This window comes from Sulfuricella denitrificans skB26 (genome assembly GCF_000297055.2).
Classification (GTDB): Bacteria; Pseudomonadota; Gammaproteobacteria; order Burkholderiales; family Sulfuricellaceae; genus Sulfuricella; species Sulfuricella denitrificans.
Genome location: NC_022357.1, coordinates 746,717 through 763,750, shown reverse-complemented (window position 1 = coordinate 763,750; position 17,034 = coordinate 746,717). Strand labels below are relative to the sequence as shown.

At 56.6% G+C, this 17,034-nt stretch carries 24 protein-coding genes; 17 read left to right on the top strand and 7 right to left on the bottom strand.

Annotated elements, in window-relative coordinates; genetic code table 11:
* Positions 1-5 precede the first annotated feature (5 nt).
* On the bottom strand, positions 6-971 hold the full coding sequence (gene hybA, locus SCD_RS03785; protein WP_009206450.1) for a hydrogenase 2 operon protein HybA: 966 nt from the start codon (positions 969-971) through the stop codon (positions 6-8).
* Entirely contained in the window at positions 968-2,143 is a 1,176-nt protein-coding gene (locus SCD_RS03780) for a hydrogenase small subunit (protein ID WP_009206451.1), read from the bottom strand. Before SCD_RS03780 ends, hybA begins: the two co-directional genes overlap by 4 nt.
* A 280-nt stretch (positions 2,144-2,423) precedes the next feature.
* On the opposite strand from SCD_RS03780, the gene SCD_RS03775 reads away from it, so the two are divergent.
* From SCD_RS03775 to SCD_RS03755, 5 genes are all read left to right on the top strand, one after another.
* Positions 2,424-3,134, top strand: a complete 711-nt coding sequence (locus tag SCD_RS03775) for a DUF4198 domain-containing protein (RefSeq protein WP_009206452.1) — start codon at positions 2,424-2,426, stop codon at positions 3,132-3,134.
* Complete coding sequence (locus SCD_RS03770) at positions 3,131-3,556, top strand: hypothetical protein (protein ID WP_009206453.1); 426 nt, start codon at positions 3,131-3,133, stop codon at positions 3,554-3,556. The genes SCD_RS03775 and SCD_RS03770 overlap by 4 nt, the downstream gene beginning before the upstream one ends.
* A 101-nt stretch (positions 3,557-3,657) precedes the next feature.
* On the top strand, positions 3,658-4,299 hold the full coding sequence (locus SCD_RS03765) for an energy-coupling factor ABC transporter permease (RefSeq protein ID WP_009206454.1): 642 nt from the start codon (positions 3,658-3,660) through the stop codon (positions 4,297-4,299).
* Positions 4,296-4,847: a hypothetical protein gene (locus tag SCD_RS03760; RefSeq protein ID WP_009206455.1), complete on the top strand. Its 552-nt coding sequence runs from the start codon at positions 4,296-4,298 to the stop codon at positions 4,845-4,847. Before SCD_RS03765 ends, SCD_RS03760 begins: the two co-directional genes overlap by 4 nt.
* Positions 4,840-5,625 (top strand): energy-coupling factor ABC transporter ATP-binding protein, encoded by a 786-nt coding sequence (locus SCD_RS03755; protein ID WP_009206456.1) that lies wholly within the window; start codon positions 4,840-4,842, stop codon positions 5,623-5,625. Before SCD_RS03760 ends, SCD_RS03755 begins: the two co-directional genes overlap by 8 nt.
* A 7-nt stretch (positions 5,626-5,632) precedes the next feature.
* Here SCD_RS03755 and nikR read toward each other — a convergent pair whose 3' ends face one another.
* Positions 5,633-6,112, bottom strand: a complete 480-nt coding sequence (nikR, locus tag SCD_RS03750) for a nickel-responsive transcriptional regulator NikR (protein WP_009206457.1) — start codon at positions 6,110-6,112, stop codon at positions 5,633-5,635.
* Positions 6,113-6,237: 125 nt separating this feature from the next.
* On the opposite strand from nikR, the gene corA reads away from it, so the two are divergent.
* Together corA and SCD_RS03740 are read left to right on the top strand one after the other, a co-directional pair.
* Positions 6,238-7,296 (top strand): magnesium/cobalt transporter CorA, encoded by a 1,059-nt coding sequence (gene corA / locus SCD_RS03745; protein ID WP_009206458.1) that lies wholly within the window; start codon positions 6,238-6,240, stop codon positions 7,294-7,296.
* 70 nt (positions 7,297-7,366) lie between these two features.
* Entirely contained in the window at positions 7,367-8,635 is a 1,269-nt protein-coding gene (locus SCD_RS03740; protein WP_009206459.1) for a mechanosensitive ion channel family protein, read from the top strand.
* 85 nt (positions 8,636-8,720) lie between these two features.
* Here the strand turns inward: SCD_RS03740 and rpmG are convergent, their stop codons facing one another.
* The 3 genes from rpmG to radC all read right to left on the bottom strand — a co-directional run bounded on the left by rpmG (position 8,721) and on the right by radC (position 9,903).
* Positions 8,721-8,888, bottom strand: coding sequence for a 50S ribosomal protein L33 (rpmG, locus tag SCD_RS03735; RefSeq protein WP_009206460.1), 168 nt, complete (start codon positions 8,886-8,888; stop codon positions 8,721-8,723).
* An 11-nt stretch (positions 8,889-8,899) separates the two neighbouring features.
* Positions 8,900-9,136 (bottom strand): 50S ribosomal protein L28, encoded by a 237-nt coding sequence (rpmB, locus tag SCD_RS03730; protein ID WP_009206461.1) that lies wholly within the window; start codon positions 9,134-9,136, stop codon positions 8,900-8,902.
* 92 nt (positions 9,137-9,228) lie between these two features.
* On the bottom strand, positions 9,229-9,903 hold the full coding sequence (radC, locus tag SCD_RS03725) for a RadC family protein (RefSeq protein ID WP_009206462.1): 675 nt from the start codon (positions 9,901-9,903) through the stop codon (positions 9,229-9,231).
* A gap of 37 nt (positions 9,904-9,940) precedes the next feature.
* On the opposite strand from radC, the gene coaBC reads away from it, so the two are divergent.
* Both coaBC and dut read left to right on the top strand, forming a co-directional pair.
* The gene (gene coaBC, locus SCD_RS03720) at positions 9,941-11,149 is read left to right on the top strand and encodes a bifunctional phosphopantothenoylcysteine decarboxylase/phosphopantothenate--cysteine ligase CoaBC (protein ID WP_009206463.1); all 1,209 of its coding nucleotides are present in this window, start codon (positions 9,941-9,943) and stop codon (positions 11,147-11,149) included.
* A gap of 1 nt (position 11,150) precedes the next feature.
* Positions 11,151-11,612: a dUTP diphosphatase gene (gene dut, locus SCD_RS03715; RefSeq protein WP_009206464.1), complete on the top strand. Its 462-nt coding sequence runs from the start codon at positions 11,151-11,153 to the stop codon at positions 11,610-11,612.
* A gap of 140 nt (positions 11,613-11,752) precedes the next feature.
* Here dut and SCD_RS03710 read toward each other — a convergent pair whose 3' ends face one another.
* The gene (locus SCD_RS03710; protein WP_009206465.1) at positions 11,753-12,130 is read right to left on the bottom strand and encodes a hypothetical protein; all 378 of its coding nucleotides are present in this window, start codon (positions 12,128-12,130) and stop codon (positions 11,753-11,755) included.
* A 66-nt stretch (positions 12,131-12,196) separates the two neighbouring features.
* On the opposite strand from SCD_RS03710, the gene SCD_RS03705 reads away from it, so the two are divergent.
* From SCD_RS03705 to SCD_RS03670, 8 genes are all read left to right on the top strand, one after another.
* Positions 12,197-12,697: a Mut7-C RNAse domain-containing protein gene (locus SCD_RS03705; protein WP_009206466.1), complete on the top strand. Its 501-nt coding sequence runs from the start codon at positions 12,197-12,199 to the stop codon at positions 12,695-12,697.
* 55 nt (positions 12,698-12,752) lie between these two features.
* Complete coding sequence (locus SCD_RS03700; protein ID WP_041673310.1) at positions 12,753-13,049, top strand: toxin-antitoxin system TumE family protein; 297 nt, start codon at positions 12,753-12,755, stop codon at positions 13,047-13,049.
* The gene (locus SCD_RS03695) at positions 13,030-13,377 is read left to right on the top strand and encodes an HVO_A0114 family putative DNA-binding protein (RefSeq protein WP_041673309.1); all 348 of its coding nucleotides are present in this window, start codon (positions 13,030-13,032) and stop codon (positions 13,375-13,377) included. Before SCD_RS03700 ends, SCD_RS03695 begins: the two co-directional genes overlap by 20 nt.
* A 716-nt stretch (positions 13,378-14,093) precedes the next feature.
* A complete protein-coding gene (locus SCD_RS03690; RefSeq protein WP_148290735.1) occupies positions 14,094-14,669 on the top strand; it encodes a hypothetical protein in 576 nt (191 codons plus the stop codon).
* Between the two features lie 95 nt (positions 14,670-14,764).
* The gene (locus SCD_RS03685; RefSeq protein ID WP_009206470.1) at positions 14,765-15,268 is read left to right on the top strand and encodes an SHOCT domain-containing protein; all 504 of its coding nucleotides are present in this window, start codon (positions 14,765-14,767) and stop codon (positions 15,266-15,268) included.
* A 141-nt stretch (positions 15,269-15,409) separates the two neighbouring features.
* A complete protein-coding gene (locus tag SCD_RS03680) occupies positions 15,410-15,754 on the top strand; it encodes a hypothetical protein (protein ID WP_009206471.1) in 345 nt (114 codons plus the stop codon).
* Positions 15,755-15,818: 64 nt separating this feature from the next.
* Positions 15,819-16,094, top strand: coding sequence for a BrnA antitoxin family protein (locus tag SCD_RS03675; protein ID WP_009206472.1), 276 nt, complete (start codon positions 15,819-15,821; stop codon positions 16,092-16,094).
* A gap of 171 nt (positions 16,095-16,265) precedes the next feature.
* Positions 16,266-17,024 carry an inverse autotransporter beta domain-containing protein gene (locus SCD_RS03670; protein WP_009206473.1) on the top strand — a complete coding sequence of 253 codons (759 nt, stop codon included), beginning with the start codon at positions 16,266-16,268 and terminating at the stop codon, positions 17,022-17,024.
* Positions 17,025-17,034 lie beyond the last annotated feature (10 nt).

Here is a 17,034-nt window from a genome sequence, read left to right as displayed (position 1 = left end):
TCTCCTTATTCTTTCTCGTCTTCACCGTCATTCTTGACGTTGCGCTTGGCGATGAATGTCAACCCGCCAAGAAACACCAGTGGTAACACCAATCCACCGTACAGCGTATGCTGCATGGTCTCGGAAGTAGCCGCATAAGAGCGCTCCGGTAACGTGGGCATACCCAGTTTCTCGAACGGTACGGCAGACAACTTGATCATCTGGGTACCTCCCAGTTCCTTATCTCCGTAGATCTGCGGTAAATACTTTGCCGCTTTGGCAGGGAAGGATGACTGGTCGTGGGTAGTCAGGTTTCCGCGCGGAAATTCTGTATCTTCCCCAGGCTTCAGTGCCAACCGGCGCTTGGCCTCGGCGTTCAGATCAGTCATTTTTCCGAACAGGGTAGCGCCAGTCGGACAGACGTAAGCACAAGCAGCGTACTGGCCTTCAGCCATACGATGTTTGCACAACTGGCACTTGGTAATCTGCGGAAATGGCCGGTCATACTGGAAGCGCGGCACGCCGAACGGACACGCCGCCACACAGTAGCGACACCCGATACAGGCACTCTTGTCATGACTGACAATACCGTTGACCGGATCTTTGGTCATTGCCGATACCGGACAAGCCGACACGCAGGACGGATCGACACAGTGCAGACAGGAAAACTTCATGAAAGCATGGCCGTTATGTTCACTGTCTTTAGTGGCCCCGCTACCCTCTTTGTACATCTTGATGACGTTGAGGGTTTTGCCCGATATATCCAGCGGGGTATCCCAGTATTGCTCTACTGTGGAGAACTCCGGCGGCATATCGTTGGCCTCCTTGCAGGCTGCTACACAAGCCTTGCAGCCGATGCACAAGGTGCTGTCGTAAAGCAGTCCGACTGCCTCAGGTGGCATGGTTTTGTTGGGGCGCGCCTCGGCAGGTGAACTTGTAGCAAGCAATGCTCCACCAGCCAGTGCGCCTTTCAGGAATTCTCGCCGTTTCATGGCTCGGCCCTTTCAGGTTCTTTCTTGGCCTCGGATTTGCCAGGGTTTTCTGGTGGCGGCACAGTCACTTTGCCAAGATTGTGCGCCATCGCAGCCGCCGCACCCACAGCTGCGCCAGCAGCACCAGCCACTACCGCGACAGAAGCGATGGTCGCACCCGAGCCTTGCTCTTCAACAATGCGAGGGAAGCCCAATGGTGGTGTGACGTTTTTCAGATCGGCCAAAGCATGGATCGGTTTGGTAAAGCCGATGCCCTTCTCGGTGCAGCCGATGCAGGGATGGCCGGTACCGACCGGCCAGCTGGCGTTGCCGACATCGCCGAACAGGATAGCCGGGCAGTTGGCATAGGTCTCCGGTCCTTTGCAGCCCAGTTTGTACAGGCAGTAACCTTTACGGTGGCCCACGTCGCCGAATTCCATGGCGAAGCGGCCAGCGTCAAAATGGGCGCGGCGTTCGCAGTTTTCGTGGATCAGGCGAGAATAGGCAAATTTCGGACGGCCCAGATGATCGACCTCGGGCAGCTTACCGAAAGTCAGGAAGTGCACCACCGTCGACAGGAAATTGTAGGGGTTGGGCGGGCAGCCCGGGATATTGGGGATCACCTTGCCCAGCACCTCGCCGGCGCTGGATGAGCCGGTCGGATTCGGCCCGGTAGAAGGCATGCCGCCCCACGAGGAGCAGCTGCCGATTGCCACCACCGCGCCGGCATCAGCGGCGCACTCCTTAAGCATGTCGATTGCAGTCTGGCCGCCGATTTTGCAGTAGATGCCTTTGTCCTTGGTCGGAATCGCCCCCTCGACCACCAGCAGGTACTTGCCTTTGTTCTCCTTCATCGCCAGTCGACGCGCCGCCTCGACCTGATGGCCGGCCGCCGCGAACAGGGTCTCGTGGTAATCCAGCGAGATCACGTCCAGGATCAGCTTTTCCAGAGTGGGATGCTCGGCGCGCAATAAGGATTCGGTACAGCCGGTGCATTCCTGAAAGTGCAGCCAGATGACGGAAGGACGTTTTTTGCTCGCCACCGCTGCGGCAATGGCCGCGTCGGCACCGGGCGGAAGGCCCATGGTGGCAGCCATGGCTGCACACAATTGCAGAAAGCTGCGGCGCGAAATGCCCAGCCTGTTTTCAAGCATCGCGATATTTTCGCTGCTTTTGACCTTGTTCTCGCTCATCGATAGCTCCCGATCTGTTTGAAGTTCGACACGAATTGATGACACCTATGTCTTATATATAACAGCATAGTAGAAAATTATAAAAAGACAATATGATCCTGTATGGTCATTTGAAAATTCAATCAGGCAGCCCATCGGAAAAAAGTTTCCCCAAGATCTGGATTGAAGATTTCCCTGCTATGACGGGAAACTTGCATCCACGGCACCATGTTGTATGATGTTTTTATATTTCTTCATATAACATTTCCTGATCCATAAGCGCCGGAGCCAGAATGTCCACATGGCAAATCAGAGTCTGAAAATCAGTCTGTTGGCAGTGGCGCTTCTCCTCTGCACCCTACCTGCGCTCGCCCATGATCTCTGGCTGGAAAGAGACAGCAACGGCTACCTCCTGTACCAGGGGCACCGGCATTCGGCCCACGCCGGCGCTGAGTTTGTGAACTACGACCCAGCCTTTGCCAAAAGCGCGGTCTGCGTCGATGACAGTGGCGCTGCCCGTTCCCCGGCCCTGGTCAAAAGCTTCCCGGTCCGCATCGCGGCGAACTGCACGGCGCTGTTCGTCAGCTTCTCCTCCGGTTATTGGAGCAAGACCGCATGGGAAACCAGGAACGTGCCGAAAAACCAGGCCAGCGGCGTGGTCGAAAGCTGGCTGTCGGAGGAATCGGTCAAGCGCATCGACCGCTGGACGCCCGCAGTGGCGCAACCACTGAGCAACGGGCTGGAACTCACGCCGCTGAGCGACCCTGCCCGCCTCAAACCAGGCGACAAGTTGACAGTGCTGGTAACCGAACGCAAGCAGCCCCGTGCCGGCGTACCGGTCGCCTACGGCGGCGATACGCGTGTCACCAGCGGCGAAGACGGCAAGGTGGCGATTCGCCTGCGCCAGGGCGGCATGCAGTTGATCGAGGCCAGCCTCGAAACCCAGCTCGCCGACGGCAAGGCCGACACCCTGATCCAAGCTACCACCCTGCAATTCGAGCTGCCACAATGAAAAACTGGCTGCTGATACTGCTCCTGCTCGCAGTCCCCTGCGCCGCCCACGAGGTCCATCACACCATCGAAACCACCGGCGCAGTCACCGTGCACCTCGCCTATGCTGACGGCAAACCCTACGCCTACGAAGCCTACGAACTCTACCCGGCCGGCAAGGACATCCCGACCCAGGTTGGCCGCACCGATGCACAAGGACGCGTTGTATTCATCCCTGGCGACAAGCGGGCATGGCGTCTGAAAGCCTTTTCCACGGACGGACACGGCACCGACCTGAGCTTCGAATCACCTGCCGTCGCCAGTCCTTCTTCCCCGGTCAGCCAAGGCCCGAACCGGCTCAGCCTGATCCTGTTCGGGCTGTCGCTGCTGTTGGCCGGCTTCGGCTTGGTCCAGCTCCGGATCAGGAAACGCAAAACCTCATGAAAACACCGAGCGCACTCAACGATCCCAACCAGCAGCTTGACGGCGAAAACACGGAAAAAGATCGCCCGATCTTCAGCTCCTCGATTCTGTTCTGAGCAAACATGCATATCCCCGACGGTTTCCTCTCGCCGCAAACCTACCTGCCCGCCTATGCACTTGCTGCTGGCGCTTGGTCGTGGGCGGCGCGCGGCCTCAGGCAGCAGCTGGACGAAACCACCGTACCGCGCCTGGCGATGTTGACGGCGCTGGCCTATGGCTTGGGCCTGGTGATGGTGCCGCTGCCCGGCGGCACCTCCGGCCACGCCTTGGGCATAGCGCTGCTGGCGATGGCCTTTGGCGTGCGCACAGCCTTCATTGCCTACAGCCTGGTACTGCTGCTGCAGGCGATGCTGTTCGGCGCGGGCGGCATCACCGCTCTTCCGGTGAATGCGCTGGCGATGGGACTGGTCGGCGCAGCAGCCGCAGTCGGCGGCAAGAGGTTACTCAGCGGAGCGGGGGAAACCATCTCAGTCGGCTTCGGCGCCTGGCTATCGGTGGTGCTGCCGGCCGGGTTGATCGCGCTGGTACTCGGCATCCAGCCGTTAATTGCGCAGCGCGCCGACGGCACGCCGCTGTTCTTCCCTTTCGGAATCGACATTACGCTACCGGCCGTGATGCTGCCGCACCTTTTCATCGGTACAGGTGAAGCGGTACTGACCGTGCTGGTATGGCGACTCGCCCGGGCCCGCAGGTGGGTGACATGAACCCACGCGCATGGCTACTGGCCTATGCCGCGACCGTGGTCGCGGCAACCTTCCTGCATAACACCGGCTGGCTGGCAGCGGGACTTCTGATTGCCATTATTACCAGCGGCAGGCTGCGCTGGCGCCTGCTTGGCAAGACTCTCCGAGCGCTACTGGCTTTCAACCTCACCGTCAGCCTTGGCTATCTGGCCGTCACCACGTGGCGCGGCGGCTTCTCACCCGACTACCTGCTACTGGTCAATCTGCGCGTGCTGCTGCTGGTCTACCTCGGCTTCTGGTTCACCGCTCGCGTAAACCTGCTGGCGGCACTGCGCGGCTGGCCCATGCTGACCCTGCTCGCCACCTTGGCGCTGGGGCAGATGCAGACCTTCGCCCGCATCGTTCGCGACTTCCGCCTCGCATTCGAAAGCCGCAATCCGATGCGGCCTCACCTGGCCGACCGCGCCCGCAATGCCGCGGCACAAGCCACCACCTTGTTCGACAAATCCCTCGCCTCAACCACCGAAGTCACCCAGGCAATGCGTTCGCGCGGGGCTTTCGATGATTGAACTCCATCATCTCGGCTTCATCTGGCCTGACGGCGCTGTGCTGTTCGACGACCTCAGCTTTTCTGTCTCAGCCGGCGAAAAAGTGGTATTGCTCGGGGCCAACGGCTGCGGAAAATCGACCCTGCTACAGTTGCTTGATGGCTTGATTTTCGCCGAATGCGGCAGTGTGGTCTGGCAGGGCGAAGAACTGAACCGGCCGCGCCTGCAGCAGCGCGATTTCGCGCGCCGCTTCCGCAGCCAGGTGGGGCTCCTGTTCCAGCATCCGGAGGCGATGCTGTTCAACCCGACCGTACGCGAGGAAATCGCCTATGGCCCGCGCCAGCTCGGCCTGCCGGATGCCGACATGCGCGTGGCGCGTTGGGCCGGCGCGCTCCGACTTGACCCCTTGCTCGACAAAGCACCCTTCAGTCTGAGTGGCGGCGAGAAGCAGAAAGTCGCCCTGGCCTGCCTGCTCGCGCTGGAACCACAGCTTCTGCTGCTGGACGAGCCGGCTGCCAGCCTCGACCCGGCCACGGCGGGCTGGCTGGTGGACACCCTGCTGGATTCGAATCAGACCGTCATCGTCAGCACCCATAACCTGAGCATGGCAGCCGAACTCGGCAGCCGCTGCCTGGTTCTCGGCGAGCGCGGCGAAATTTTGTTCGACGGACCGGTGGGGCATGCGCTGCGCGCCACAGAACTACTGGAAAAAGCCAATCTGGCGCACCGTCACAAACATCGCCACGACGGGGTCGAACATGACCACGCGCATACGCACGACTGGGATACTCCCGAATAAGCAGCTTCTAGGTTTTAGGTTTCAGATGCAGGTGCGGCGCGCCCTTGCCCGCCGGCACATAGCCGTGGGCATGGTGGCCATGCTCGACTTCGACTGCGACCAGATTAATCTGGCCATGGCGCACACCGCGTTCGGCCATCAGGGCCTCGGCGAAGCTGCGCACGGCAGCAGTCTGGCCGCGCAGGATCACACTCTCCAGGCAGTGTTCGTGGTCGAGATGAACATGCATGGTCGCCACTGTCAGGTCGTGATGACCGTGCTGCAAGGCGGTGAGGCGCTCGGCCAGTTCGCGTTCGTGGTGGTTGTAAACATAGGACAGGCTGGCGACGCTATGGGTGGATTCCTCGCGCTCCAGTCGTTCCCGCTCCAGGTAGCCGCGCATCAGGTCGCGCACTGCTTCGGATCGGTTGCGGTAGCCGCGCTGGGTGATCAAGTGGTCAAATTCGGCTGCAAGACCCTCGTCGATCGAGATGGTAAAGCGTTCCATTGCGACTCCTGGATTTGACCCGGAAAATGCCCGGTGAGGACTAATTTAACGTATTGCCGCAGTTTGCCGCAATGAAAAGTGGTTCATAATTACATTGCAGCATTTCCATAATCCATGGAGCAGCCATGTCCAAATTCGCCAAAAGATCAAAAAAAGCCGGTCTGCCGCCCGGCACGCTGGTTCACATCGGTAAAAAACGGAGCGAAAAGACCCGCATCAGGCTGATCAATTACGACGAATCCAGTTTTTTGGAAAAGGAAACGGAAGCTACCGAAGAGTACTGCGCTGCCAAGGCAGCCACAGGCATCACCTGGGTCAACATCGACGGCATCCACCAGATTGATCTGCTTCAGCGAATCGGCGACTGTTTCGGGCTGCACCCGCTGGTGCTGGAAGATATCATGAACACCGACCAGCGCCCGAAAATGGAGGATTTTGGCGATTACGTCTACATCGTGCTGAAAATGCTGACCCTCAACGATCGCGGGGAAATCACCGCCGAACAGGTGAGCCTGATTCTGGGAAAGAATTTCGTGCTGTCCTTCCGCGAACAGAATAGCGCCATTTTCGACCCTGTCGTGGAACGCATCAAAAGCGGCAAAGGGTTTGTCCGCAAGGCGGGGGCGGACTATCTCGCCTATGCCCTGCTGGATGCGGTGGTAGATCACTATTTCGTGGTGCTGGAAAAACGGGAAGAAGAAATCGACGATCTCGAGGAGGATGTCATTGCCAATGCCACGCCCAGTACCCTGCAACGTATCCACAAACTCCGTCGCGAACTGATCTTCCTGCGCAAGGCCATCTTCCCCTTTCGCAATGTCATCAGTGCGCTGGAACGCGGCGAATCCGCCTTCTTCGATCAATCTTCGCGGATTTACCTGCGCGATATTTACGACCACACCATCCATATCATCGACACGCTGGAAACCTTCCGCGACCTCGCCACCGGCCTGCTCGACATCTACCTGTCCAGCGTCAGCAACCGCATGAACGCGGTGATGCGCGTCCTCACCGTGATCGCTACCATCTTCATGCCGCTCACCTTTCTCGCTGGTGTCTACGGCATGAACTTCAAACACATGCCGGAACTCGAATGGACCTGGGGCTACCCGGCGATACTACTGCTGATGGCGGCCGTCGGTATTTCCATGCAGGTATATTTCCGCAAGAAAAAGTGGCTCTAAACCAGAACACGCCGAGCGACTCCCCGGCCATGCTAGAATTTAACCCTCTCACTCCTGCCCAAACCACTCCATGCCTCAGAATGTTCAAAACCTGCTGACAGATTTTCTTTCCGATCTGGAACAAACCGAGATACTTTGGCAACTGGCGGTACTGGGATTCAGCCTTGCCCTGGCCTGGGGCTTCAGCCACCTGTTGCGAAGTCACCTGCCCAAGTCGGAAGGTGCGGCCAAAGTGGGCCTTGGCGGGGTTTCCCGGGTGGCTTTTCCGCTGGTCGCCCTGCTGCTGGTAGTAATTGGGAAAGCCGTGCTCAAGAACTGGCACTCGGTCAATCTGCTGAATATCGCCACTTCCCTGCTTCTGGCCATGGCACTGGTCCGCCTTGCCGTCTATGCCCTGCGCAAGATTTTCGCCCCGAGCGGTTGGCTGCACAGCTCCGAACGCTTCATCGCCACGGCAATCTGGATCGGCCTCGCCCTGCACCTCACCGGATTTCTCCCCGAAATTCTGGACGCCATGGACGAGCTCAGCTTCCACGTCGGCAAGCAGAAAGTTTCGCTGCTCATCATCCTGAGCGGCATCCTGTCCGTCCTTGTCACCATGCTGGCGGCAATGTGGCTGGGGCGGGCACTCGAAAATCGGGTAATGACCGCAGAAAACCTGAACATGAATCTGCGCGTGGTACTGTCCAAGCTGATCCGCGCCGCATTGATCGTACTCGGCGTGCTGATAGCCCTACCTCTGGCGGGTATCGACATCACCGTACTTTCGGTGTTCGGTGGCGCCCTAGGCGTGGGCATCGGCTTCGGCCTGCAAAAAATTGCCAGCAACTACGTCAGCGGCTTCATCATCCTGCTCGACCGGTCCATCCATCCCGGCGACGCCCTGACCGTTGAAGGGCGCTTCGGCACGGTTTCAAAATTGACCGCGCGCTACATGGTGCTGAAGAGCCTGGACGGGACTGAAGCCATCATCCCGAACGAAACCCTGATCAGTTCCACCGTCATCAACCATTCCTATACCGACCGCCATTTTCGTGTCAGCATTCCGGTACAGGTCAGCTACCAGAGCGACCTGGAACGCGCCATGAAGATCATGAAGGACGCCGCAGCGAAGCAGCCAAGGGTGCTTGCCGAACCGGAGACCAAGGCCTATCTCAAATCCTTCGGCGACAACGGCATCGATCTGGAATTGAGCATCTGGATCGACGATCCGGAGGACGGCCAGTTCGGCCTGAAATCCGATATCAACCTGGAAATCTGGCGCCAGTTCCAGACGGCAAACATCGAAATCCCCTATCCGCAAAGAGATATCCGCATCATCGGTGGACAGCCCAGCTAATTCCAGCGATCGAGTACCAGAACATACAACAACAAAAAACCCGCCGAAGCGGGTTTTTTGTTGGGCAATACCTAGGCAAACCAGCTTATTTCAGCTTGGTTTCCTTGTAGTCCACGTGCTTGCGTGCCACCGGATCAAATTTCTTGATCAGCATCTTTTCCGGCATGGTACGTTTGTTCTTGTCGGTAGTATAAAAGTGACCGGTACCCGCAGTGGATTCCAGTTTGATTTTCTCGCGTCCGCCTTTTGCCATTTCTTAGCCCCTTAAATACTTTCGCCGCGAGCGCGTAGCTTCGCCAGCACGGCGTCGATGCCGTTCTTGTCAATGGTGCGCAATGCAGCGCAGGATAGGCGCATACTCACCCAGCGGTTTTCGCTTTCCACCCAAAACTTGCGATTTTGCAGGTTCGGCAGGAAACGACGTTTAGTCCTGTTGTTGGCGTGGGAGACATTATTCCCCGACATCGGCTTCTTGCCGGTGATCTTGCATACGCGGGCCATGGTATTGCTCCAGAAGAAATAGAAGAATGAATTACGAAAAACGCGATTTATACCATATTTTTGCCCAACAACTCAAGAAGAAATTACTCTCTCTAGAGCAGGCCTCGCTCTGCGAAGGACAAAAAACCGCTTCCGGCAACGATAAAATGATCCAGCACCCGGACGTCCACCAGAACCAGCGCATTTTTCAGCGCTTGGGTCAGGACCTGGTCAGCATTACTGGGTTCGGCCACGCCGGAAGGATGATTGTGGGCCAGGATAACGGCGGCGGCATTGTGATGCAGGGCGCGCTTCACCACTTCCCTTGGGTAAACCGAGGTCTGGGTCAAAGTACCGCGAAACAGTTCTTCGCTGACTATGACGCGATTTTGCGCATCCAGGAACAAGGCCATAAAGACTTCGTGGGGCAAGCCCTGCAACCGGAGCCGCAAATAATCGCGCACAGCCTGCGGCGAGGACAGGGCATCGCGTTGCGCGATATCCTCCTGCAACGCGCGCCGTGCCATCTCCAGGACCGCTTGCAGCTGGGCATATTTCGCCGCACCCATGCCCGGTGTCTGACAAAACTCTTTTTCACCGGCCGCGAACAACGCATTCAGGCCGCCGAAGCGCCCAAGCAGTTCGCGCGCCAGATCCACCGCACTTTTGCCCGGCAGGCCGGTGCGCAAAAAAATCGCCAGCAACTCGGCGTCAGACAGGCTCGCAGCGCCTTTCTGCAGCAGCTTCTCGCGGGGTCGATCGCCTTCCGGCCAATCCGTTATCGCCATGACAAATTCTTTTTGTTTCAAGTAGAATGAAGAGATTATGACCGATACAGCGAAAAAACGCCTGGTTCTCGGCGTCACCGGCGGCGTGGCCGCCTACAAGGCAGCAGAGCTTACCCGCCTGCTGGTTAAAAACGGCATCGATGTGCAGGTGATCATGACCGAAGCTGCCCGCCACTTCGTCGCTCCGGCCACCTTCCAGGCGCTCTCCGGCAAACCGGTTCTGAGCGATTTATGGGACGGCCAGACGGCTGGTGGCATGGCGCACATCGATGTAACACGCGGTGCCGACGCGGTGCTGATCGCCCCGGCCAGCGCCGATTTTATCGCCAAGCTCGCGCACGGCGCCGCGGACGACTTGCTCTCCGCCGCCTGCCTGGCACGCGCCTGCCCGCTCCTGGTCGCCCCGGCGATGAACCGCGAAATGTGGGACAACCCGGCCACCCATCGCAACATCACCCAGCTCAGGCGCGACGACATCACCATCCTCGGTCCGGCCAGCGGTTCTCAGGCCTGTGGTGAAACTGGCATGGGGCGAATGGTGGAACCGGAAACACTGATCGAGGATCTCGAATCGTTCTGGCATCCCAAACTACTAAAAGGCCAGCGCGTGCTGATCACCGCCGGGCCGACCTTCGAAGCGATCGATGCAGTACGCGCCATCACTAACATGAGTTCAGGCAAAATGGGTTACGCTGTCGCCCGCGCCGCCATCGAAGCTGGCGCGGAAGTCACCTTGATCTCCGGTCCGACCTGTTTGACCCCGCCCACGGCAGCGAAAACCATCGCTGTCACCAGCGCCCAGCAAATGCTCGAAGCGGTCAACAAGGAAATTGGCGAAACCGATATCTTCATCAGCGTCGCAGCGGTGGCTGACTATTACGTGCTCAACCCGAGCGGGCAGAAGATCAAGAAAGACGCCCACATCCTCACGCTGGAACTGGCACCCAACCCCGACATCGTCGCCAACGTGATGAACCTGCCTAACCCGCCGTTTTGCGTCGGCTTCGCGGCGGAAAGCGAGAATCTCTACGAATTCGCCGAAATGAAGCGGCGTCGCAAAAATCTGCCGCTGCTGGCCGCCAACATGGTGCAGGATGCCATCGGCCAGGAAGACAACGAGCTGATACTGTTCGACGACGAAGGCACCCATCCGCTGCCGCGCGCGCCGAAAATCGTGCTGGCGAGACAGCTGATTGCCCACGTCGCAAAGCTATACCATCATTCAGGAAATAAAAACGGGGCTTGAAATGAAAAAGAATCTGAAGAAAGTCGATGTCAAAATTCTCGACGAACGACTCAAGCAGCACCCGCCCAGCTACGCCACGCCGGGGTCGGCTGGGCTAGACCTGCGCGCCTGCGTCGAGCACGTCATGACCATCCATCCGGGGCAGACCGAACTGATCCCCACCGGCATCGCCATCCACCTCTGCGACCCCGGTATGGCGGCGATAATCCTGCCGCGCTCCGGACTCGGCCACAAGCACGGCATCGTACTTGGCAACCTGGTCGGCCTGATCGACTCAGACTACCAGGGACAGCTCTTCGTTTCCTGCTGGAACCGCGGCCATACGCCCTTCATCCTTAACCCGATGGAGCGCATCGCGCAGATGGTCATCGTCCCGGTGATCCATGCCGAATTCAATATGGTAGACGATTTCGAAGCAAGCGAACGCAGCTCCGGCGGGTTCGGCAGCACCGGTCGCCACTAAACTCGCCTCTTTTCAGGTTATTGGCGCATGGCAACCGCGCCCAGGAACCCGTATATTTTCTCATGACATTGGGACGATATTCCAACCCCTTCCCCCTCACCGGGAGAAGGGAAGTCGGAATGAATCACCTCAATAAATCATTAACGCCCCCTGCCGCCACCCATTCCACCGCCGGGCCCCATGCCGCCGCCAGGGCCCATCCCCCCGCCCATCGCGGGAGGCATATCCGGCAGAGTAACGCCTCGCTCCTTGGCACGCACCTTCATCTGCTCGTGGTGTTCAGCGCGGATTCTTTCCCGCTCTTCCTGAGTTTTTGCCGTGCGCATTCTGGCGCGGTAAGCCGTGCGCTCTTGCTGCGTCATCATCTGCGAGCCGTACACTTGATCCTGGTCCTGAGTACGAAGCTGATCCTGCTGGCGGGTTTGATCCTTCTGTTTCGTTTGATCTTCACCGACGACATACGGTGACAGAGCCATCATCCCCACAGCCATCGGCAACAACCATAATTTTTTAGCCATAGTGCTTCTCCTTCTTTGCATAATTAAGATTGAAAAAGTCCCCTCTGCTTTATTATAGAGAGTCTTATGGAATCTGCTCCCCGCTTCCTGTGTGACGTGATGCTGGCGCGCCTGGCCCGCTACCTGCGCGCCGCAGGGCTGGACACCACGCTGGCAGCCGAGACTGCAACCGACGCACAAATCCTGCGCGAGGCGATCGACGAAGGTCGCTGGCTGCTCACCGCCGACCGCAAAATCACCGAACACAAAGCCGCCAAGGGCCACGTCCTCCAGCTTCCATTCGGCTCGTTCGACCTCCAGGCGGCAGTCCTGAGCGGTCAATTCAACATCGACTGGCTCAGCCATGCCTTCACCCGCTGCCTGATGGACAACACCCCGCTGCAGCCCGCCACGGCGGAACACGCTTTGCAGGTGCCGGAAGATGCCCGGCAGCCGGTGGAAGAGTTATTGGTCTGCCCGAACTGCGGGCGGGTTTACTGGCGGGGATCGCATTACAAGCGGATGAGAAAAAAGCTGGAAAGCTGGCAGGAGAATCCAGCGGCAGTGGCAACTGTCGAGCCGCTTTAACTTCAAAGCCTCATGGATATTGACAACGCAGACGCATGTTGTCATCATCTCCAACATGAAGGCCATTCAGCTTGTCCGTACTCGCATAGCCTACTCTGCCTCTGCTTTTGCAGAGCTGGTGCTGTGGCAACTTCCGGAACCCCTTACAGGTTCGGTTCACTCATTCAAGTACAGGCTTGCGTATGTGGTAGACGGGGTGTGCGTCTTGCGTTATGACAACGAAGTCGGAAAAGGCGACCACCGGCATTTTGCTGGCAAGGAGCGCGCCTACATCTTCAAGACGCCGGACAAGCTGATTGCCGATTTCCAACGTGATATTGCGAGGTGGAACCGTGAAAACCGTGACTCTTGATGTACGCACTCCCGCTGATTCGATGGAGGACTTTGCGCGCGCCTGGAAAACAGGGAAACCCGAAAAATCAGCTCATATCAGTTTCGCCACCCCTGAGCTGCTTTGGCAGGTATTAACCGCCAAACGATGGGAATTGCTCAAGGCACTATGCGGCGCGGGGCCAGTATCGATCCGAGAAGCGGCCCGGCGCGTCGGGCGCGATGTAAAGGCAGTGCACGGAGACGTAACAGCACTACTAAATGCTGGCGTGCTTGACCGCGCGGAGGGTGGCGGTATCATTTTTCCGTTCGAAGCAGTGAAGGTTGAGTTCTTGCTGAAAGCAGCATAACCGGGCGGTGTAGCGGCATACCATTCATTATGCAGAACGAGAGACACGTACCAGGCCAGAGGGCCATTTTGACGCGCTCTGCGCAGTATTTTGGGTGCCAGGGCCATCCGGCGAGCGGGATTCTTTGTACGGACAAAGAATCCCGCCCAACCCAGCCCTCACCAGCGGGGAGGGCACCCAAAATCCGGGCTACGCCCACAAGACCCAAATCCCCTTCTGCGCCGCTTCGGTTTGGCGGCCAAATTGGGATGAAGGCGAGCACTGTTCGAGCTCCGCGGTGGGGTGCGGGGTGTGCATCCCGCTAGGGCGAGTTGCGCAGCCGCCCAATTTGACCGTCAAACCGAAGGTAGCCCGCAGGGCCGGCGCGGCAGGGTGTCTTTTTGTTTGGTTACTTGTATTTTGGACAAGCAAAATAAAGTAACCTGCTGCCGGGCAGCCCCCGGCATCTAAGCAATTGCGCGCAGCGCACTCAAATCCAGCACCGCTATACCTCAGCTATACGCCATTGGGCTGGCCACCAGCCTTTACCCTGCCAATAAATATAGGGGCAACCCCTATATACCCCAGAAGCCAGCTTCCCTATACTGAGTCAAACTTTCTTGCACAAGAAAATTCAGGATTAAAATCGACCTGGCCCCTTTTGCTCTTCAAGACTTGAATCCGCCCGCCTCTAATTAGGATGTGCACTTAACATTATGCCTCAGAGTACGGCTGCGATGACTGAGAAGCCCCTTTCTGTCCTCTATTCGATAGCAGAGCACTACTACCACGATGCGTTCGATTTCGCGGCTCGGTTTGACGTGCTATGGAAGATCGAGACCCACAAGACAGGACAAATCAAGGCGTTTGTAGATCTGCTTATGGCTTGCGAGTGCGCCCTCAAGTCCCATGCGATTCTCGGGAATTTTGATGCCGATCCAAAGCAAGTGTACTGTGATATACGAAAGGCAGGTCACAGCATCGAACGGCTTGCGGATTTAGCCTGCTTTCTTTCAGACCGGTCGAACTACGACTTCTTAAAAGAACGGCTTCAGCCATTCTCCGTTATTATCCGCTACTCACTCGAAGCCTACGATACGTTCTTTCCTGCCTTTGTGGAGTGGGACAACGCAGAAATTCACTATTCCGGAACAATCGGGAATACACAGTGGTGTTTTGCGGTACGCAAATGCTTGCAGTCTCTGCTCGAGAGCCTAACGGATAAATTTTCCGGCCTCGCGACTCCAGACATCGGCGCCATTTTCGAGCATGAGAGGCAAATGAAGGAATTCATAGAGGCGATCAAGAAATGACGCATAACCCCTTGCTCCAGCGAACCGGTCGCCTGCTGTGTCCGTCCACCAAGTTCGAACGTTGACTTCCTACAACCCACACACACGGAGAATTTATGCGCCAAATAGCAGCTTTATTATTTAGCATTGCAGCCCTGTCTGGATGTGCAAATCCAGGCATCGTTAAACTTTCTCCAGACACCTATATGTTATCAAGAGAAGCCCACGGCGGCATCTTTGCTAGTCCGAGCGCATTGAAAGCAGGGGTTATCAGTGACGCCCATGCCTTCGCTGAAGGCCAGGGTAAAGTCGCAATTCCAATTTCTGCGAAAGAAAGACCTATGGGGAATGGCCCAGCGCAGTGGGCGTCGTTCGAGTATCAGTTCAGGGTCGTTGATAAAAACGACCCTGAGGTACGCAGAACATCTCTTTTGCCGCCCGCGAATGTTTTAATACAAAAAATCGAAAATATTTCTCCCGACATTCGCACTAAAGATGAATCCATAAGACCTGTGGATGTGTATGCGGAATTGGTCAAGTTAGATGACCTACGAAAGAAGGGCATCATCAATGAAATCGAATTTGAAGCGCAGAAAAAAAAGATTCTTAGTACGAAATAAACATCGCCGAGAGTTTAAGGTCTTGCATTGACGCATGACTACAAGACCCCAATATTTCTGGTTTCATCCGGCCTTCTGCCTCCGGCGGCTGATTAGCTTCACGTTAAGCTAACTATATTTTCGTAAACAGGAATACGCATCATGAAAGACACATTGATAGCAATGTATAAATTCAACATTAAAATGGTATTGGTATTCCTATCCGGAACACTCTTGTTCTTGATTGCAAGCGGAGCCATGCCGAACAGCGACTCCACAAACACCATCGGAACCATCGCGGGCTTTTCAACCCTTATTTTTATATTATTTACCACAATCAGGAACATACAGATTCTCTGGAATGGCCGACGCAAAATGCTTACATCCATGGAGTCAGCGGCCATAGAAGCTACAGCAACAGCTATTGAATTCAAGGAGAAAGCAGATTCTCGCGTTCAAGAGCGCATCAAAGAACGTCAGCGCGAATCCAAGAACAGGAACGAATAAAAATCAACGATTCACTTTACTCGCGTGAAATTACAGAGGCCCCAAACTCGAGAGGCCAAACACTATGTTGAAACGCTCCCAGATTAAATTGCCAACGTCGGCAGAGGACGCGGCGATCACCGCTGCCGCGCTGCAAGACCCGGATGCGCAACCCTTGACCGATACCGAGCTGGCGCAATTCAAGCGCGCACCCGGTCGCCCGCGGGGAAGCCACAAAGTTTCCACCACGGTGCGCTTCGATGCCGACGTGCTCGAGGCTTTCCGCGCCAGCGGTCCTCGCTGGCAAACGCGTATGAACGAGGCATTACGCGACTGGCTCAAGTCACATTCACCGGGGTAATGCATCGGCCAAAACCCAACGCTGGTTCAACTTCACCTCCGCGCCCATTTTATGCAATAATATTTTTGTACAAAACCATTATTGCAAATCATCATGTAAACAGTACCACTGAATAATTCAATCCTGTTTATTAGGAGGCATATGAAACGGCAAGCCGTTATGAGCACCTGTATGTTTAGCATCTTGCTACCGATTTCACCATCAACATTCGCTGACGAGCAATCACGCAACCTGGCCAATACCCTGACGAAACTTGGCAACCGCGCACTTTCAGCGCAATACCGGCCAATTTGGTTAAAGCACACCACCATAAAATTTGGCATGGCTAACAATCAGCCGACATTGATGATAAAAACCCTGCGCCCTATCCGGCAAACCCATAATGAAACCGTATTCTTGCAAGGCAAACTGCGACAGGAAGACGGTGGCGTAACAACGAACATAGGCAGCGGTTACCGCTGGCTAACTGCTGACAACACGTGGGCGCTAGGTTTAAACGGATTTTACGATCAGGATACTGAGTCGAACGCAGAACACATCAGCATCGGGGGCGAAGCATTCAGTGAAAACGCCGTCGTGCGTGCGAATCTGTATAACGCCATCGGCAGCCAGCCACTTGCCCTTGATGGTTTCGATCTCAAAGTTGAAGTGCCCACCCCGTTCCCGAACCATGCACGCTTAAGTCTTAAAGCCTACCAATGGAACGCTTCGACAACGATCAAACCGGTACAGGGATGGAGAACGGCGTTGAAGGCGAACCCGAACAAAAAATTAAGCGTGGAACTTGGTGCAAGCCACAACACTTGGGATGAGGCAAAGCTTTTCCTGAACCTGACTTATTATTTTGGACATTACAGCAAACACAAACCGACAGTATTTGACCGCCTGGCTCCACGGCACACCCATATCGTACGTGAGTTCACGATGTAAGCAGGAACAG

Excerpts from the sequence above, each read along its gene's own strand:
- SCD_RS03690 (WP_148290735.1), top strand. The coding sequence starts at position 14,094 with ATGACTGAGAAGCCCCTTTCTGTCCTCTATTCGATAGCAGAGCACTAC.
- rpmG (WP_009206460.1), bottom strand. The coding sequence starts at position 8,888 with ATGGCAAAAGGCGGACGCGAGAAAATCAAACTGGAATCCACTGCGGGT.
- radC (WP_009206462.1), bottom strand. The coding sequence starts at position 9,903 with ATGGCGATAACGGATTGGCCGGAAGGCGATCGACCCCGCGAGAAGCTG.
- SCD_RS03670 (WP_009206473.1), top strand. The coding sequence starts at position 16,266 with ATGTTTAGCATCTTGCTACCGATTTCACCATCAACATTCGCTGACGAG.
- SCD_RS03765 (WP_009206454.1), top strand. The coding sequence starts at position 3,658 with ATGCATATCCCCGACGGTTTCCTCTCGCCGCAAACCTACCTGCCCGCC.
- corA (WP_009206458.1), top strand. The coding sequence starts at position 6,238 with ATGTCCAAATTCGCCAAAAGATCAAAAAAAGCCGGTCTGCCGCCCGGC.
- SCD_RS03740 (WP_009206459.1), top strand. The coding sequence starts at position 7,367 with ATGCCTCAGAATGTTCAAAACCTGCTGACAGATTTTCTTTCCGATCTG.
- SCD_RS03705 (WP_009206466.1), top strand. The coding sequence starts at position 12,197 with ATGGAATCTGCTCCCCGCTTCCTGTGTGACGTGATGCTGGCGCGCCTG.
- SCD_RS03780 (WP_009206451.1), bottom strand. The coding sequence starts at position 2,143 with ATGAGCGAGAACAAGGTCAAAAGCAGCGAAAATATCGCGATGCTTGAA.
- SCD_RS03770 (WP_009206453.1), top strand. The coding sequence starts at position 3,131 with ATGAAAAACTGGCTGCTGATACTGCTCCTGCTCGCAGTCCCCTGCGCC.
- SCD_RS03680 (WP_009206471.1), top strand. The coding sequence starts at position 15,410 with ATGAAAGACACATTGATAGCAATGTATAAATTCAACATTAAAATGGTA.
- SCD_RS03760 (WP_009206455.1), top strand. The coding sequence starts at position 4,296 with ATGAACCCACGCGCATGGCTACTGGCCTATGCCGCGACCGTGGTCGCG.
- SCD_RS03700 (WP_041673310.1), top strand. The coding sequence starts at position 12,753 with ATGAAGGCCATTCAGCTTGTCCGTACTCGCATAGCCTACTCTGCCTCT.
- rpmB (WP_009206461.1), bottom strand. The coding sequence starts at position 9,136 with ATGGCCCGCGTATGCAAGATCACCGGCAAGAAGCCGATGTCGGGGAAT.
- SCD_RS03675 (WP_009206472.1), top strand. The coding sequence starts at position 15,819 with ATGTTGAAACGCTCCCAGATTAAATTGCCAACGTCGGCAGAGGACGCG.
- SCD_RS03775 (WP_009206452.1), top strand. The coding sequence starts at position 2,424 with ATGGCAAATCAGAGTCTGAAAATCAGTCTGTTGGCAGTGGCGCTTCTC.
- coaBC (WP_009206463.1), top strand. The coding sequence starts at position 9,941 with ATGACCGATACAGCGAAAAAACGCCTGGTTCTCGGCGTCACCGGCGGC.
- SCD_RS03755 (WP_009206456.1), top strand. The coding sequence starts at position 4,840 with ATGATTGAACTCCATCATCTCGGCTTCATCTGGCCTGACGGCGCTGTG.
- SCD_RS03685 (WP_009206470.1), top strand. The coding sequence starts at position 14,765 with ATGCGCCAAATAGCAGCTTTATTATTTAGCATTGCAGCCCTGTCTGGA.
- dut (WP_009206464.1), top strand. The coding sequence starts at position 11,151 with ATGAAAAAGAATCTGAAGAAAGTCGATGTCAAAATTCTCGACGAACGA.
- SCD_RS03710 (WP_009206465.1), bottom strand. The coding sequence starts at position 12,130 with ATGGCTAAAAAATTATGGTTGTTGCCGATGGCTGTGGGGATGATGGCT.
- nikR (WP_009206457.1), bottom strand. The coding sequence starts at position 6,112 with ATGGAACGCTTTACCATCTCGATCGACGAGGGTCTTGCAGCCGAATTT.
- hybA (WP_009206450.1), bottom strand. The coding sequence starts at position 971 with ATGAAACGGCGAGAATTCCTGAAAGGCGCACTGGCTGGTGGAGCATTG.